Annotated in this window: 9 protein-coding genes; 7 read left to right on the top strand and 2 right to left on the bottom strand. The window is 66.5% G+C overall.

Going from position 1 to position 16591, the window contains the following annotated elements; translation table 11 throughout:
* Window positions 1–13 precede the first annotated feature (13 nt).
* Window positions 14–1543, bottom strand: coding sequence for a UDP-N-acetylglucosamine 1-carboxyvinyltransferase (locus ACFXJL_RS16365; protein ID WP_329024359.1), 1530 nt, complete (start codon window positions 1541–1543; stop codon window positions 14–16).
* 881 nt (window positions 1544–2424) lie between these two features.
* Here ACFXJL_RS16365 and acnA point away from each other — a divergent pair.
* Window positions 2425–5139, top strand: a complete 2715-nt coding sequence (gene acnA / locus ACFXJL_RS16360; protein WP_358878339.1) for an aconitate hydratase AcnA — start codon at window positions 2425–2427, stop codon at window positions 5137–5139.
* 133 nt (window positions 5140–5272) lie between these two features.
* On the opposite strand, the gene ACFXJL_RS16355 is transcribed toward acnA, so the two are convergent.
* Entirely contained in the window at window positions 5273–6199 is a 927-nt protein-coding gene (locus ACFXJL_RS16355; RefSeq protein WP_384632886.1) for a DUF3152 domain-containing protein, read from the bottom strand.
* Between the two features lie 1359 nt (window positions 6200–7558).
* On the opposite strand from ACFXJL_RS16355, the gene ngcE reads away from it, so the two are divergent.
* The 6 genes from ngcE to ACFXJL_RS16325 all read left to right on the top strand — a co-directional run bounded on the left by ngcE (window position 7559) and on the right by ACFXJL_RS16325 (window position 16586).
* Complete coding sequence (gene ngcE / locus ACFXJL_RS16350) at window positions 7559–9007, top strand: N-acetylglucosamine/diacetylchitobiose ABC transporter substrate-binding protein (protein ID WP_358878341.1); 1449 nt, start codon at window positions 7559–7561, stop codon at window positions 9005–9007.
* 48 nt (window positions 9008–9055) lie between these two features.
* The gene (locus ACFXJL_RS16345; RefSeq protein WP_358878342.1) at window positions 9056–9979 is read left to right on the top strand and encodes a sugar ABC transporter permease; all 924 of its coding nucleotides are present in this window, start codon (window positions 9056–9058) and stop codon (window positions 9977–9979) included.
* An 11-nt stretch (window positions 9980–9990) separates the two neighbouring features.
* A complete protein-coding gene (locus ACFXJL_RS16340) occupies window positions 9991–10917 on the top strand; it encodes a carbohydrate ABC transporter permease (protein WP_358878343.1) in 927 nt (308 codons plus the stop codon).
* 335 nt (window positions 10918–11252) lie between these two features.
* Window positions 11253–12440, top strand: a complete 1188-nt coding sequence (locus tag ACFXJL_RS16335) for an ROK family transcriptional regulator (protein ID WP_358878344.1) — start codon at window positions 11253–11255, stop codon at window positions 12438–12440.
* Between the two features lie 499 nt (window positions 12441–12939).
* The gene (dxs, locus tag ACFXJL_RS16330; RefSeq protein ID WP_384692854.1) at window positions 12940–14889 is read left to right on the top strand and encodes a 1-deoxy-D-xylulose-5-phosphate synthase; all 1950 of its coding nucleotides are present in this window, start codon (window positions 12940–12942) and stop codon (window positions 14887–14889) included.
* 170 nt (window positions 14890–15059) lie between these two features.
* The gene (locus ACFXJL_RS16325) at window positions 15060–16586 is read left to right on the top strand and encodes an amino acid permease (protein ID WP_358878346.1); all 1527 of its coding nucleotides are present in this window, start codon (window positions 15060–15062) and stop codon (window positions 16584–16586) included.
* Window positions 16587–16591 lie beyond the last annotated feature (5 nt).

Here is a 16591-nt window from a genome sequence, read left to right as displayed (position 1 = left end):
TTCAAGTGAGTCTTTAGATGTCCCGGAAGATCTCGATCTGCGCCCCCACTGAGTTCAGGCGCTCCGCCAACTCCTCGTACCCGCGGTTGATGACGTACACGTTCCGCAGCACGGACGTGCCTTCGGCCGCCATCATCGCCAGTAGGACGACCACGGCGGGCCGCAGCGCGGGTGGGCACATCATCTCCGCCGCGCGCCAGCGGGTCGGGCCCTCCACCAGGACGCGGTGGGGGTCGAGGAGTTGGAGCCTGCCACCGAGGCGGTTGAGGTCGGTGAGGTAGATGGCCCGGTTGTCGTAGACCCAGTCGTGGATGAGGGTCTGGCCCTGTGCGACCGCGGCGATGGCGGCGAAGAACGGCACGTTGTCGATGTTGAGGCCCGGGAAGGGCATGGGGTGGATCTTGTCGATCGGGGCTTCCAGCTTCGAGGGCCGCACGGTCAGATCGACCAGCCGGGTACGCCCGTTGTCCGCCGTGTACTCGCTGGAGCGGTCGTGGTCGAGACCCATCTCCTCCAGTACGGCGAGCTCGATCTCCAGGAACTCGATCGGCACCCGACGGATCGTGAGCTCGGATTCGGTGACGACGGCCGCGGCCAGCAGGCTCATCGCCTCGACCGGGTCCTCGGAGGGCGAGTAGTCGACGTCGACGTCGATGGTGGGCACGCCGTGGACGGTCAGCGTCGTGGTGCCGACGCCGTCGACGCGTACGCCGAGGGCCTCCAGGAAGAAGCACAGGTCCTGGACCATGTAATTGGACGACGCATTGCGGATCACCGTCACCCCCTCATGGCGGGCAGCCGCCAACAGGGCGTTCTCGGTCACGGTGTCGCCGCGCTCGGTCAGGACGATCGGCCGGTCGGGCGCGGTCGTCCGCTCGACCTGTGCGTGGTAAAGGCCCTCGGTCGCCGTGATGTCCAACCCGAAGCGGCGCAGCGCGATCATATGCGGCTCGATGGTGCGGGTTCCCAGGTCGCAGCCGCCCGCATAGGGCAGTCGGAAGGACTCCACCCGATGCAGCAGCGGTCCCAGGAACATGATGATCGAGCGGGTGCGGCGGGCCGCGTCCGCATCGATGGCGTCCAGGTCGAGTTGAGCCGGGGGGACGATCTCCAGGTCCACGCCGTCATTGATCCAGCGGGTGCGTACACCGATGGAGTTGAGGACCTCCAGCAGACGGAAGACCTCTTCGATGCGGGCCACGCGGCGCAGCACCGTGCGGCCCTTGTTCAGAAGGGAGCCGCACAGCAGCGCCACACAGGCGTTCTTGCTCGTCTTGACATCGATCGCGCCGGACAGACGACGCCCGCCCACGACCCGCAGATGCATCGGGCCGGCGTAGCCCAGGGACACGATTTCGCTGTCCAGCGCCTCACCGATGCGCGCGATCATCTCAAGGCTGATGTTTTGGTTGCCACGCTCGATACGGTTGACCGCGCTCTGGCTCGTGCCGAGAGCGTCTGCGAGTTGAGTCTGTGTCCAGCCGCGATGCTGTCGAGCGTCACGGATGAGCTTACCGATGCGTACGAGGTAGTCGTCTGCCATGAAGGGGAGGTTATCTCAGATATGAGATGAAGCGCACGGCGGGGGTGGCGTTCGGGTGAGCCTGCGGCGAGCCCCGCTCGCGGTTTGACGGTCCGTCGGGAGCTCTCGCGCGTCAAGCGGTGCGGGTCCATCCGGGTGTTGGGGTGCGGTGTTCCGGTTTCACGCGAGTGTTCGTGGGGCGGGGGTTGCCATCGACGCTGGACTCGGAGAATCGTGGTGCGCCGACGACGAGAAGGCGAGGGAAGGCGAGGGAAGGCGAGGGGAAGACGAAGAGACAGGGGAGGAGAAGGGGAGGAGAAGGGGACGTCCACGGTGAAGTCCCTGAAGGGCACTCATATCGCCACAAGTGCGCTGATGGGTTGCGCTGACCGGGACGCGCTCCAGCGGCGCCGACCCGGAAGGCTCGACCTCTGTATCTGGGTTCGTGGGTGAAGGGGCTCACGCCGCCCCAGTGCGGATGTGGAGTCCGGTGACGTTGTTCGACTGCCGTGCGGGTTTGCCGTCCGTCGCCGCGCGGTGAGCACGCCTTGCCGCGGACCTTGGCGGTCGTACGAGTCGGGGGTGGTCTTCGCCGCGCCGAATCGGCTCTGACCTGGTGTGATCGCCTTGAGTCTCGGTCCGTGCGCTGGTGCGTTCTCGGGTGCGACGGCGGGCTGTATCGGGGTACGCGTGATACAGCACACCGCGCCCATCGGACGCCCGGGCATGACCGAGCCGCACCGATGTACTAGAGTTATCTCGACATCGAGATATCTGCCGAAGACGTGCCAGGGGCCGCCACTCGGTAAGGGTGACCTAACTAAGCCCTACCTTAGCGGATCGGCAAGGAGCCGTGGCGGCAGCATGGACGTAGTACGCGCACATTGATGAAGGAGACTGTCGTGTCGGCGAACAGCTTCGACGCCCGCAGCACGCTGCGCGTGGGTGACGAGTCGTACGAGATCTTCAGGCTGGACAAGGTCGAGGGCTCTGCACGCCTCCCGTACAGCCTGAAGGTGCTGCTGGAGAACCTGCTCCGCACCGAGGACGGCGCGAACATCACCGCCGACCACATTCGGGCGCTCGGCGGCTGGGACTCCCAGGCACAGCCAAGCCAGGAGATCCAGTTCACTCCGGCCCGTGTGATCATGCAGGACTTCACCGGTGTGCCGTGCGTCGTGGACCTCGCCACCATGCGTGAGGCCGTCAAGGAGCTGGGCGGCGATCCGGCGAAGATCAACCCGCTGGCCCCGGCCGAGCTGGTCATCGATCACTCCGTCATCGCCGACAAGTTCGGCACCAGCGACGCCTTCGCGCAGAACGTCGAGCTGGAGTACGGCCGCAACCGGGAGCGCTACCAGTTCCTGCGCTGGGGCCAGACCGCGTTCGACGAGTTCAAGGTCGTCCCGCCCGGCACCGGCATCGTCCACCAGGTGAACATCGAGCACCTCGCGCGTACGGTCATGGTCCGCAAGGGCCAGGCGTACCCCGACACGCTCGTGGGCACCGACTCGCACACCACCATGGTCAACGGCCTCGGCGTGCTCGGCTGGGGCGTCGGCGGCATCGAGGCCGAGGCCGCGATGCTCGGTCAGCCCGTCTCCATGCTCATCCCGCGCGTCGTCGGCTTCAAGCTGACCGGTGAGCTCACCCCCGGTACGACCGCCACCGACCTGGTGCTCACCATCACCGAGATGCTGCGCAAGCACGGCGTCGTCGGAAAGTTCGTCGAGTTCTACGGTGAGGGCGTCGCCGCCACCTCGCTCGCCAACCGCGCCACCATCGGCAACATGTCGCCGGAGTTCGGCTCCACCGCCGCCATCTTCCCGATCGACGGCGAGACCCTGAAGTACCTGCGTCTCACTGGCCGCGACGAGCAGCAGGTCGCGCTCGTCGAGGCGTACGCCAAGGAGCAGGGCCTCTGGCTCGACCCGGCCGCCGAGCCCGACTTCTCCGAGAAGCTGGAGCTGGACCTCGCCACGGTCGTCCCGTCCATCGCCGGACCCAAGCGCCCGCAGGACCGGATCGTCCTCGCCAACGCCTCCCAGCAGTTCGCGCTGGACGTCCGCAACTACGTCTCCGACGACGAGGAGGCGGGCAAGGAGTCCTTCCCGGCTTCCGACTCACCGGCCTCGGCCAACGGCGTACCGTCGCGACCCACCACCGTGACCGCCCCCGACGGTTCGACGTACGAGATCGACCACGGCGCCGTCACCGTCGCCGCGATCACCTCCTGCACCAACACCTCGAACCCGTACGTCATGGTCGCCGCCGCGCTGGTGGCCAAGAAGGCGGTCGAGAAGGGTCTCACCCGCAAGCCGTGGGTCAAGACGACCCTGGCGCCCGGGTCGAAGGTCGTCACCGACTACTTCGACAAGGCGGGGCTCACCCCCTACCTGGACAAGGTCGGCTTCAACCTTGTCGGCTACGGCTGCACCACTTGTATCGGCAACTCCGGCCCGCTGCCCGAGGAAGTCTCCAAGGCGGTCAACGAGAACGACCTGGCCGTGACCTCGGTGCTCTCCGGCAACCGTAACTTCGAGGGCCGGATCAACCCCGACGTCAAGATGAACTACCTGGCGTCCCCGCCGCTGGTCGTCGCGTACGCCATCGCGGGTTCCATGAAGGTGGACATCACCCGCGAGGCGCTCGGTCTCGACACCGAGGGCAAGCCCGTCTACCTCCAGGACATCTGGCCCACCGAGGCCGAGGTGAACGACGTCGTCGCCAACTCCATCGGCGAGGACATGTTCAACAAGTCCTACCAGGACGTCTTCGCGGGCGACGCCCAGTGGAAGGCGCTGTCGATCCCGACCGGCAACACCTTCGAGTGGGACCCCGAGTCCACCTACGTCCGCAAGCCCCCTTACTTCGAGGGCATGCAGATGGAGACCACCCCGGTCGAGGACATCGCGAACGCCCGGGTGCTGGCGAAGCTCGGTGACTCGGTCACCACCGACCACATCTCCCCGGCCGGTGCGATCAAGGCGGACACCCCCGCCGGCAAGTACCTCACCGAGCACAAGGTCGAGCGTCGTGACTTCAACTCCTACGGCTCCCGCCGTGGCAACCACGAGGTCATGATCCGCGGTACGTTCGCCAACATCCGGCTGCGCAACCAGATCGCACCCGGCACGGAGGGCGGCTTCACCCGCGACTTCACGCAGGACGGCGGACCGGTGGCGTTCATCTACGACGCCTCCCGCAACTACATCGAGCAGGGCATTCCGCTGGTGATCCTCGCGGGCAAGGAGTACGGCTCCGGCTCGTCCCGCGACTGGGCCGCCAAGGGCACCGCGCTGCTCGGTGTGAAGGCCGTCATCGCCGAGTCCTACGAGCGCATCCACCGCTCGAACCTGATCGGCATGGGCGTCCTGCCGCTCCAGTACCCGGAGGGCGCATCCGCCGAGGCGCTGGGTCTGACCGGTGAGGAGTCCTTCTCCTTCTCCGGTGTGACCGAGTTGAACAACGGCGTCACCCCCCGCACGGTCAAGGTGACCACCGACACCGGAGTGGAGTTCGACGCGGTCGTCCGCATCGACACCCCCGGTGAGGCGGACTACTACCGCAACGGCGGCATCATGCAGTACGTGCTGCGGAACCTGATCCGCGGCTGATCCAGGCACACCGGCGAGAGCCGCACCCCGCAGATCGCGGGGTGCGGCTCTCGGTCGTAGCAGGGGCTGACAGGGCGATGACCGGGCCCGCCAGCGCTGCTGGGGCGTACGCCTTCAAGGGGGAACGCCCGGCTCAGGATGCCGGCGGTCCGTCGATGAGCCGACCTTCCCCGTCGTACACCCAGGGGTTGGCGCGGCACCCCTTCAACCCCTTTATCTGTTGCATCATCGCCGGCGCGGGCTCGCCGGGTCCCGGGCAGGTGCGATGCCCATGGCCGAGGACATGGCCGACCTCGTGATTGATGATCAGGGCGTGGTAGTCGTCAGGCCGGTTCGGGTACTGATCGCTCAGTTCGATCCAGCGCCGTGCGTTCACCACCAGATCGGGGCTGTTGGCGCAGTTCACCTGTCCCCGGGTGTCCAGTCCCCAGGCGCCGCAGAGCTTGTCCGTGGTCGCGGGTGACACCACGTGCACCAGCATGTCGTACGGCGGTGAGTCGACCCGCTGGAAGGACGCCTCGCCCTGGCGGGTCCAGCCGCGGGGGTCCCGCAGAATGCCGTCGATCTCGGCGGCGATCGCATCCACGTTCAGGCTGGTGCCGCCCTCCAGACTCACCCCGTACCGGATGAGGCGCCCCTCAGTGCCGGCGCGCGGGCTGGTGCCTTCGGCCCAGGTGTAGGTGCCGGAGCCGCGCTCCTTGTACGTCGGGGATCGCGAGGGTTCGGGGGAGGGGCGCACGGTCGGGGAGGCCACACCGGGGGACCCGGGCCGGGTCGTGGGTCGTGGCGGCCGATCGGTCCCGGTGGGCGTGGCCTGCACACCACTGGTGACGGACGGACCCGACGGCTCGAAGAGCACCGTGAAGGCTCCCCACACCAGGGCGCCGACGCCCATCAGTGTGGCCAGGCCGACCAGGAGCGGTTTGGCGAGCAGGCGGATGTTGCGTTCGGGCGGGTGACGGCCCCGTCGAAGGGCGCTGACCTGGTCCGTCCCACCCGTGCGCCCGCCGGCAGCGGGACGCCGTCGGTTCTGGGCGGAGCTGAGCCGGGTTGGTGGCATTTGGCATATCCAGCCTTAGGGACGGGGGTGAGGCACTCATCAGGCTTGAGTGTCTGGAGCCCGCTCACGTCACCTCTCGGCAGCATGTTGTGACCTAAGCCACATCAGAGTTCGGGGCGAAGTGGGGCGAAAGGTGGTCGGACTGGTGAGCTGCGCTCTTCCGTCCCCTCGGTTCGTCAACATCGTTCTGGGCTGGTGGAGTTGGCGGGCTGACGCACTCGCCCGCTGAGGTTCGGGCCTGGCTGCCATCGCTCCTGGAGTCGTCGACACCTGGGTGGTCCGGGAGTTCTGGTGCTCTGGATCGGTACCGCACTTCGGGCTCGCGGGCGCGCTTCGGTGCTGCTGGCGGCCCTCATCGGGGGTCGCAACCGGTGCCTGTTCGCCGTTGAGTCGGCGGCCGGATCGGTCGGCGACTCGATGGCCGATCGAACTAGTTAATTTCGGCCATATGGCTCAATTGCTGGCCTTCATCGCATGTCGCCTTGATTCTTCATTGGTCTGATCCATTGACTCCATAACATGTATGCGCCATCGAATCACCGGGCCTTCCGTAGCTGTGTCGATATCGCCTGGAATTCCCCATGAGAAGCGGGTCATCTGCCCCCGAATGGTGCTTCCGTTCGCCCGATGGGGGATTAGGGGTCATTGCTCGCCGAGTAGCGGATAGTGATCGACCGGGAACGGGGTGAAATGCTGCCGTGTTGGATGATCCCGGCGCGCTGCGATACCTGGAGAATGTGCGATCGGAGCCTGTCGCCGTATACCCCAATCCGCCATTACCTGCGGGTATGGCGTCGGCGAGTGGGCCTCCCGGCCGCCCGTTCGTGCCGTCGGGGGTGGGGTTCGGCCATCAAATGAATCTTGGCCCGCCCAGGTGGGCGCTCAATCAGACAACGTTGTCTAACGAGGAACAAGGCAACGCCAGGGGGTTGAGGGGCGTGCGGTGTCAAGCCTGTCCCTGCGGTGTCGCAGTCGGATTATGGGGGTCCGCGAAGAATGCTGTGCTCGAATGGCCGCTCACGCGTGTCAGATATCCCCGAGGTCTCAACTCGGGAAAGACTGCCGACCAACCTTGCTTTCGATCTTGCTCCGTTGACGTGAAGTGGACTATACCTATCGGCACCCGCTCAGCTGTCGCACACACTGACGGGTCAGGGGGGAACGGGAGACGGCCAGCCGTGTGTCTATTCACGGCTGCCGCGATCCGATCTCACCTGTGATCGTGCACGACCCGAGCTTCACTGATTTTCCTTCGGGAAAACACAGCAACTGACTGCGGTAACGGGGCCCTTCGCCTGAGGCGACACGGACGGGCGACCGGTTCACCGCCTGAGTCCTGATGAAGGCGAGGACTTGAGCATGGGATCCACTTCCGCCCACAACAATGGGGGCCTCGGCCGTCGTGATGTGATCAAGCGTTCAGCAGCGCTGGGCTTGATCGCTGTTCCCACGATGGGCTTCCTCTCCGCCTGTGCCACCGGTGGTGGCGGCGACAACGACAAGAAGACCGATGCGCCCAAGGGCGAGACCTCCGCTGAGAACCCACTCGGCGTGAAGAACGGCGCCCCTCTGGAGGCGTTCATCTTCAAGGGCGGCCTGGGCGACCAGTACGCCAAGGATGCCGAGGCCGACTACAAGACGAAGTACAAGGCGGAGGTCAAGCACACCGGTACCCAGCAGGTCGGTCCGAAGCTCACCCCGCGCTTCGCCGGCGGCAACCCGCCGGACGTCATCGACAACTCCGGCGCCGACCACCTGGACATGAACAAGCTGTCCGGCCAGGGCCAGCTCCAGGACCTGAAGGCGCTGCTGGACGCGCCTTCGATGGACGACCCGACCAAGAAGATCCGCGACGTCATCCACCCGAGCACCCTCGACAAGGGCATGCACGGCGACAAGTTCGACGTGCTCTACTACGCCTTCACCATCTACGGCACCTGGTACTCCCAGAAGCTGCTCGATGACAAGGGCTGGACCTACCCCAAGACCCTCGACGAGATGGTCACCCTCTGCGGCGAGATCAAGAAGGCCGGCCTCGCCCCCTGGACGTACGCGGGCAAGTTCCCCTACTACGTTCACTTCAACCTGTTCGGCCAGATCGCCAAGATCGGCGGTATGGAGTCCTGGATCGCGATCGACAACCTGGAGCCCAACGCCTGGACCAGCAACGACGCTGTCAAGCAGGTCGCTGAGCACTACGAGGAGCTGGCAGCCAAGAAGTACTTCCTCGCCGGCAGCCAGGGCCTGACCCACATCCAGTCGCAGACCGCCTGGACCAAGAACAAGGCCGTCTTCATCCCCAACGGCTCCTGGGTCGAGAACGAGGCCGCCCCCACCACCCCGAAGGACTTCGGGATGTCGGTCGGCGCACTCTTCGACGGCACGGGCGACAAGATGCCCACCGGAACCCTGCGCGGTGAGCCCAGCGAGCCGTACATCGTTTCGGCCAAGGGCAAGAACCCCACTGGCGGCATGGAACTCCTGCGCATCATGCTCTCCAAGAAGCACGCACAGAACTTCGCCACCAAGGTGAAGTCCCTGACGTGTGTGCAGGACGCCACCGAGGGCATGACGCTCTCTCCCGGTCTTGCTTCTGCCAGCAAGGCCGTGAAGGCGGCCGGACCCAACCTGATCAGCCTTCAGCTCCAGGAGTGGTACCCGGCTCTCACCGACGAGAAGATCGGCGGCTTGACCGGCCAGCTGCTCACCGGAGACCTGAAGGCCGCGGACTGGATCAAGAAGACCCAGGCGGAGGCGGACAAGGTCGCCAAGGACTCCTCCGTCACGAAGTTCAAGCGCACCAGCTGACCTGACACGGACGTAGTCCATCGAAAGAGGGGAAGGGCCGGGAAGCACATGCAACACGGCAAATACCGATTCATCGTGGGCTTCCTGGCCCTACCTTTGATCATCTACGGGATCTTCGTGATCTCACCGTTCATCCAGGCGTTCCAGATCTCGCTGACGGACTGGTCGGGCCTGGTGGGCTCCTCCAAGTTCGTGGGTCTGGACAACTTCGAGCGGCTCTGGGAGAGCGACGACTTCTGGAACGCCCTGCGCCACAACGTCTATATGTTGGCGCTGGTCCCGGTGATCACCCTGGGCATGGGCCTCTTCTTCGCCTTCATGCTCAACGTCGGCGGCAAGCGGAAGAAGAACGAAGTCGTCACCGGTGTGACCGGCTCGAAGATCTACAAGTTCGTCTTCTTCTTCCCCCAGGTCATCTCGATCACCATCGTCGCCGTGATCTGGTTCAACATCTACAACCCCGACCCGAACGACGGAATGCTCAACTCGCTGCTGGGCGCGGTCGGGTTGGACAACCTCCAGAACGCCTGGCTCGGTGAGAAGAGCATCGCGCTCTGGTGCATCAGCGCCGTCATGGTCTGGGGTCACGTCGGCTTCTACGTGGTGCTGTTCTCCGCTGCCATGGCCTCTGTCCCGCGGGACATCTACGAGGCGGCCCTGCTGGACGGCGCCAACCGGTTCCACACCTTCTTCAAGATCACCCTCCCGCTGCTGTGGGACACGGTGCAGACCGGCTGGGTGTACATGGGCATCATCGCCCTGGACGCCTTCGCCCTGGTCCAGATCATGTCGGTCAACATGGGCGGCCCCGACGGGGCCACGGACGTCATGCCGCTGAGGCTCTACCAGACGGCCTTCCGCGACAGCCAGTTCGGATATGCGTCCGCGATGGGAATCGCGATGCTCATTGTCACGATGACGTTCGCACTGCTCACCATGCGCCTCGCGCGGCGTGAGCGGATCGAGTACTAGGGGTACAGCGGATGACGACCGAAGAAATCGACGTGGTGGCGAAGCGGGAGATCACGCCCGATCCGCCCGCCAAGGCCCCTGGCCCGAAGGACAGCCGCACCACCGAGGGCGGGGTGCTGAACGTCTTCTCCCACGGCATCCTCATCGTCTGGGGGCTGATGGTCGGTGTGCCACTGCTCTGGGTGCTGTGGAGCGCGTTCAAGGACAGCAACGGCATCCTGTCCGATCCCTGGGGCCTGCCCACCTCCCTGCGCTGGGAGAACTGGTCCAATGCGTGGGACGACGCGAACATGGGCCAGTACTTCATCAACACCAGCATCGTGGTCGGCGGCTCGGTCGTCGGCACGATGGTGCTCGGCTCCATGGCCGCCTATGTGCTGGCGCGCTTCACCTTCCCGGGCAACAGGTTCATCTACTACCTGTTCGTCGCCGGAATGTCCTTCCCCGTCTTCATGCTGGTGATCCCGCTCTTCTTCGTGATGCGGGACTTCCCCGGTACCTCGCTCCTGGCGTCGTACCACGGACTGATCCTGGTCTACATCGCCTACTCGCTGCCGTTCACCGTCTTCTTCATGACCTCCTTCTTCCGCACTCTTCCCGCCTCGGTGGCAGAAGCGGCGATGATCGACGGTGCTTCGCACACGAGGACGTTCTTCCAGGTCATGCTGCCGATGGCCAAGCCCGGACTGATCAGCATCGGCATCTTCAACTTCCTGGGGCAGTGGAACCAGTACCTGCTGCCGATGGTCCTCAACCAGGAGGAGGACAAGTACGTCCTCACCCAGGGGTTGGCCATGATCGCCCTCCAGCAGGGCTACGAGAACGACTGGGGCGCCCTGATGGCGGGCATGATGATCGCCATGCTCCCCGTGCTCGTCGTCTACACGATCTTCCAGCGTCAGGTGCAGTCGGGTCTGACGGCGGGCGCGATCAAGTAGTCGCCGGCTCCCCGCGCGGGCCTGACCCTCCGCGCGCCATATGAGTCGCCCGAACGTGCATATCGCTTATGTCGCGTAGAGCGTGCATGGCGGGTATGGGATGCATGTCGCGTATGGCGGGTATGGCGATGGAAGCACATATAACCGAGCGAAGGCCCCCGCCACGGCGGGGGCCTTCGCCGTTCCCCGCGGTCCCCCTGCCCGTGCGGGCTTGACGGAACGATCCCCCAGCAGTGAGGTTGGCCTTCAGAAGGTGGAGACAAGAGGGACGCTCCGCAGGGCCTTCCCGATGCGCGTCACGATCGGGGCGCCCGGCGGGCAGAGTGGACGGGCCGATGCAGACTCCGGGATCGCAGACCTCTTTGCACCGGGCCAACCGCGAGCGCGTGGTACGGGCGGTTCGGATGGCGGGGTCGCTCACCCAGGCCGAGATCGCGCGGAGCACCGGTCTGTCGGCGGCCACCGTCTCCAACATCGTCCGAGAGCTGAAGGACGGCGGAACGATCGAGGTCACGCCCACATCGGCGGGCGGCCGACGGGCGCGCAGCATCTCGCTGAGGGCCGATGCCGGCATCGTCGTCGGTCTGGACTTCGGCCATGACCGGCTGCGGGCCTCGGTCGCCAACCTCGCCCACCAGATCCTCGCGGAGGAGTCACAGCCCCTGCCGTCGGACGTCTCCGTCACCGAGGGGGTCGCCCGCGCCGGGGACCTGGTCGATCGGCTCGTCGCCACCACCGGAGTGGAGCGGCAGAAGCTGTTGGGTGTGGGACTGGCGGTCCCGGCTCCCGTCGACGCCCGGACCGGGATCCTCGGCCCGACCTCGATGCTCCCGGGCTGGAGCGGCACCGATCCAGGCACGGCCCTCGCCCAGCGGCTCGGCGTACCCGTCCACACGGACAACGACGCCAACCTCGGGGCGCTGGGCGAACTGGTCTGGGGCGGTCGCGGCGTGCGGGACCTGGCGTACATCAAGGTGGGCGGCGGCATCGGCGCCGGGCTGGTGATGGAGGGCAGGATCTATCGCGGGCCCGGCGGGACGGCGGGGGAGATCGGGCACGTCACCCTGGACGAGTCGGGGCCCGTGTGTCGTTGTGGCAACCGCGGCTGCCTGGAGACCTTCGCAGCCGAGGGCCCGGTGTTGTCCCTGCTCGCTCCGAACCACGGGCCGGGCCTCACCATGGAGCGGGCCGTCCGGCTTGCCCAGGACGGCGACCTCGGCGCTCGCCGCGTCCTCGCCGACGCGGGGCGCCACATCGGCAGTGGGGTGGCGGGCCTGTGCAATCTCCTCAACCCCGGCCTGGTCGTCCTCGGCGGGCCCATCGCAGCGGCGGGGGAACTCATCCTGGTGCCGATCCGTGAATCGGTCGCCCGCTACGCACTCCCCAGTGCCGCACAGCAACTGACCGTGGTGTCGGCAGCGCTCGGCGAGCGGGCGGAGGTGCTCGGCGCGCTGACCTTGGTCCTGGGCGAACTCGGTGATTCCGACCTGCTGGACGAGGGGCGGGCACCGGCCTTCCGTTGAGCCCCACCGCGGCGATTTCCGGTGCCGCAGGGGTGGGACCCGCCCGAATGCACGCGTTCACAGGAAGAACTCATGGCAGCGTTGTCATTGCGTTGCGTGTTGAAGCCTTGACGCCGGACGTTGAAGTTCCGTATCTCTTGATCATTCCGTGAGCCGGCGTTGGGAGCGTCAGCGACCACCCACGGAACCCAGCGGTGGGACTCCTCACAGAGCCCGGAAGCCGGGAACCACAGGGCCCGTCCGAGCGTGGACGGATACGGGGGGCGTGATCCGGGTGGGACCGCGCCGTGTCCGTGCATCCCGCTCTTCCGCACCGCTCGCCCCGGAGCGAGGCGGCCCGCATTGTCACGGGCCGGAGTGGGTATCCGCCATTGGCGTGAGGCGGAACCCACCGCCCGATGACCAACGCCGGGCGCGGAACATTAGACTCGGTCAAATCGGCACTCTCGGCCGGTTCGATACGCAACGCTCGACCAGCTCAATACGCAAGGAGGCACGGGTGGCACTGCTTACCCGTATCAAGGGACCGCGCGATCTGGACCGACTCAACACGGAGCAGCTCGATCAGCTGGCCGAAGAGATCCGGACCTTCCTCGTGGACGCCGTTTCCAAGACCGGAGGCCACCTAGGTCCCAACCTCGGCGTGGTCGAGCTGACCATCGCCCTCCACCGGGTCTTCGACTCCCCGAAGGACAAGGTCCTCTGGGACACCGGGCACCAGAGCTATGTGCACAAGCTGCTCACCGGCCGCCATGACTTCTCGCGACTCAAGATGAAGGGCGGCCTCTCGGGCTACCCGGCCCGCGCCGAGTCTGACCACGACATCATCGAGAACTCGCACGCCTCCACGGTCCTCGGTTGGGCCGACGGCCTCGCCAAGGCCAACGAGGTGCTCCGGCGCGACGACCACGTGGTCGCCGTCATCGGTGACGGCGCGCTCACCGGCGGCATGGCCTGGGAGGCGCTGAACAACATCGCCGCCGCCAAGGACCGCCCGCTGGTCATCGTCGTCAACGACAACGAGCGCTCGTACGCACCCACCATCGGCGGCCTCGCCAACCATCTGGCCACCCTGCGCACCACCGACGGGTACGAGCGGTTCCTCGCCCGCGGCAAGGACATCCTGGGTCGCACCCCAGTCGTCGGCAAGCCGCTCTACGAGACGTTGCACGGCGCGAAGAAGGGCCTCAAGGACTTCATCGCCCCGCAGGGCATGTTCGAGGACCTCGGTCTGAAGTACGTCGGCCCGATCGACGGCCATGACATCGAGGCCCTGGAGTCGGCGCTCGCCCGCGCGAAGCGCTTCGGCGGCCCCGTGATCGTCCACTGCCTCACCGAGAAGGGCCGCGGCTACCAGCCCGCCCTCCAGGACGAGGCGGACCGCTTCCACGCCGTCGGCAAGATCCACCCCGACACCGGTCTGCCCATCGCCAGCTCGGGTCTGGACTGGACCTCGGTCTTCGGTGAGGAGATGGTCAAGCTCGGCCAGGAGCGCGAGGACATCGTGGCGATCACCGCCGCCATGCTCCAGCCCGTCGGCCTGGACAGGTTCGCCAAAGCGTTCCCCGACCGTGTCTACGACGTCGGCATCGCCGAACAGCACGGCGCGGTCTCCGCGGCGGGGCTGGCCACCGGTGGGGTCCACCCCGTGTTCGCCGTGTACGCCACTTTCCTCAACCGCGCCTTCGACCAGGTCCTGATGGATGTGGCCCTGCACAAGTGCGGGGTGACCTTCGTGTTGGACCGGGCGGGTGTGACCGGCACCGACGGCGCCTCCCACAACGGCATGTGGGACATGTCCATCCTCCAGATCGTGCCGGGCCTGCGGCTGGCCGCTCCTCGTGACGCCGACCAGGTCCGGGCCCAACTCCGCGAGGCCGTCGCCGTCGATGACGCGCCGACCGTGGTCCGCTTCTCCAAGGGAGCGGTCGGACCCGCGGTGAAGGCCGTGGGCCGCATCGGCGGAATGGACGTGCTGCGCCACGCGGGCACCGACCCCACCGATCCCTCGGAGCGCCCCGACGTCCTGTTGGTCTCCGTGGGTGCGCTCGCGCCGATGTGTCTGGAGATCGCCGATCTCCTCGACAAGCAGGGCATCTCCACCACCGTGGTCGACCCGCGTTGGGTCAAGCCGGTGGACGAGGCGTTGGCGCCGCTCGCCGAGCGCCACCGGGTGGTCGTCACCGTCGAGGACAACATCCGCGTCGGTGGTGTGGGTTCCGCGGTGGCGCAGGCCCTGCGGGATGCGGGCGTCGACGTTCCGCTGCGCGACTTCGGCATTCCGCCGAGGTTCCTCGACCACGCCACCCGCAATGAGGTGATGACGGAGATCGGCCTGACCGCTCCCGACATCGCACGTCAGGTCACCGGTCTCGTCGCCAAGCTGGACGGTCGGTTCGCCGATGAGTCCACCACGGCCGGCGAGGCAGTGGAGCCGGTGCGCGACTGACACCACCCTCGCTCGTGTGACGACATGAGCGCGTGGGACATGAATCGGGCCGGAAGGGTCACCCTGGATGGGTGGTCCTTCCGGCCCATTCGCGTGAACCCCACCCGAAGGCCGCACCAGGGCCACCGCCCGTCCCGATCATGACGGGACGACGAGCGTGGAGGTGCGCGGTGAGCACACACACAGACCCCACAGGCCGAACGGGTGTCTTCAGAACCAAGAGCATCGAGCAGTCCATCCGTGACACGGAGGAGCCGGAGCACGCGCTCACCAGATCGCTGTCCGCGCTGGACCTGACCGTCTTCGGAGTCGGTGTCATCATCGGCACCGGCATCTTCGTCCTCACCGGTGCGGTGGCCAAGGAGAACGCCGGACCGGCGACCGCGATCGCCTTTGCCGTGGCCGGTGTCGTCTGCGGCCTCGCCGCCCTGTGCTACGCGGAGTTCGCGTCCACGGTCCCCGTAGCGGGGTCGGCGTACACCTTCGCCTTCGCCTCGCTGGGCGAGCTGCCGGCGTGGATCATCGGCTGGGACCTGGTGTTGGAGTTCGCGCTCGGTACGGCGGTGGTGGCCGTCGGCTGGTCCGGCTATGTCCGCTCGCTGATGGACAACGTGGGTTGGCATCTGCCCGACGCCCTCGCCGGGACCAATCACACCTACGGCTTCGCCTTCGACCTGCTGGCGTTTCTGCTCGTCCTGGTCCTGACCGGCGTACTGGTCCTCGGTATGAAGCTCTCCGCCCGGGTGACGTCCGTGGTCGTCGCCATCAAGGTGGCGGTCGTACTGATCGTCATCATCGCCGGCGCGTTCTTCGTGAAGGCGTCGAACTACAGCCCCTTCATCCCGCCGGCGGTGAAGACCGAAGGGCAGTCAGGGCTTCAGGAGCCGCTGATCCAGGTGCTGTTCGGGTACGCACCGACCAATTTCGGTGTCCTTGGCATCTTCACCGCTGCCTCGGTGGTCTTCTTCGCCTTCATCGGCTTCGACGTGGTGGCGACGGCGGCTGAGGAGACCAAGCTTCCGCAGCGGGACATGCCCCGCGGCATCCTCGGATCGCTCTTCATCTGCACGACGCTGTACGTCGCCGTTTCGATCGTCGTCACCGGGATGCAGCACTACACCGAACTGTCCATCGACGCGCCCCTCGCCGATGCCTTCAAGGCCACCGGCCACCCCTGGTACGCGGGCGTCATCAGCTTCGGCGCCGCCGTCGGACTGACGACCGTCTGCATGATCCTGCTGCTCGGCCAGACCCGGGTGTTCTTCGCCATGAGTCGTGACGGGCTGCTGCCGCGCTTCTTCTCCCGGGTGCACCCGCGTTTCAAGACGCCCTATCGGGCGACCGTTCTCCTCGGTGTGCTGATCGCGATCATCGCCGGCTTCACCAGCATCGAGGAGCTGGCGACGCTGGTGAACATCGGCACCCTCTTCGCCTTCGTGGTGGTGGCCATCGGAGTGGTGATCCTGCGCCGTACTCGCCCCGATCTGCCGCGCGCCTTCCGCACACCACTGGTGCCCTGGCTGCCGATCGCATCGGTCGCCGCCTCGGTCTGGCTGATGCTGAACCTGCCCACCGAGACCTGGCTGCGCTTCGGCATCTGGATGCTGCTGGGCGTGCTGGTCTACTTCTGGTACGGCCGACGCCACAGCCGTCTCGCCCCCCACCGGAACACCTCCGCCACCAAGGAGAGTTCCTGACCGAT

The organism is Streptomyces sp. NPDC059256 (assembly GCF_042753785.1).
In the GTDB taxonomy this organism is placed as follows: domain Bacteria; phylum Actinomycetota; class Actinomycetes; order Streptomycetales; family Streptomycetaceae; genus Streptomyces.
The sequence above is the reverse complement of the archived record's forward strand: the minus strand, read 5'-3'. Positions and strand labels throughout refer to the sequence as shown.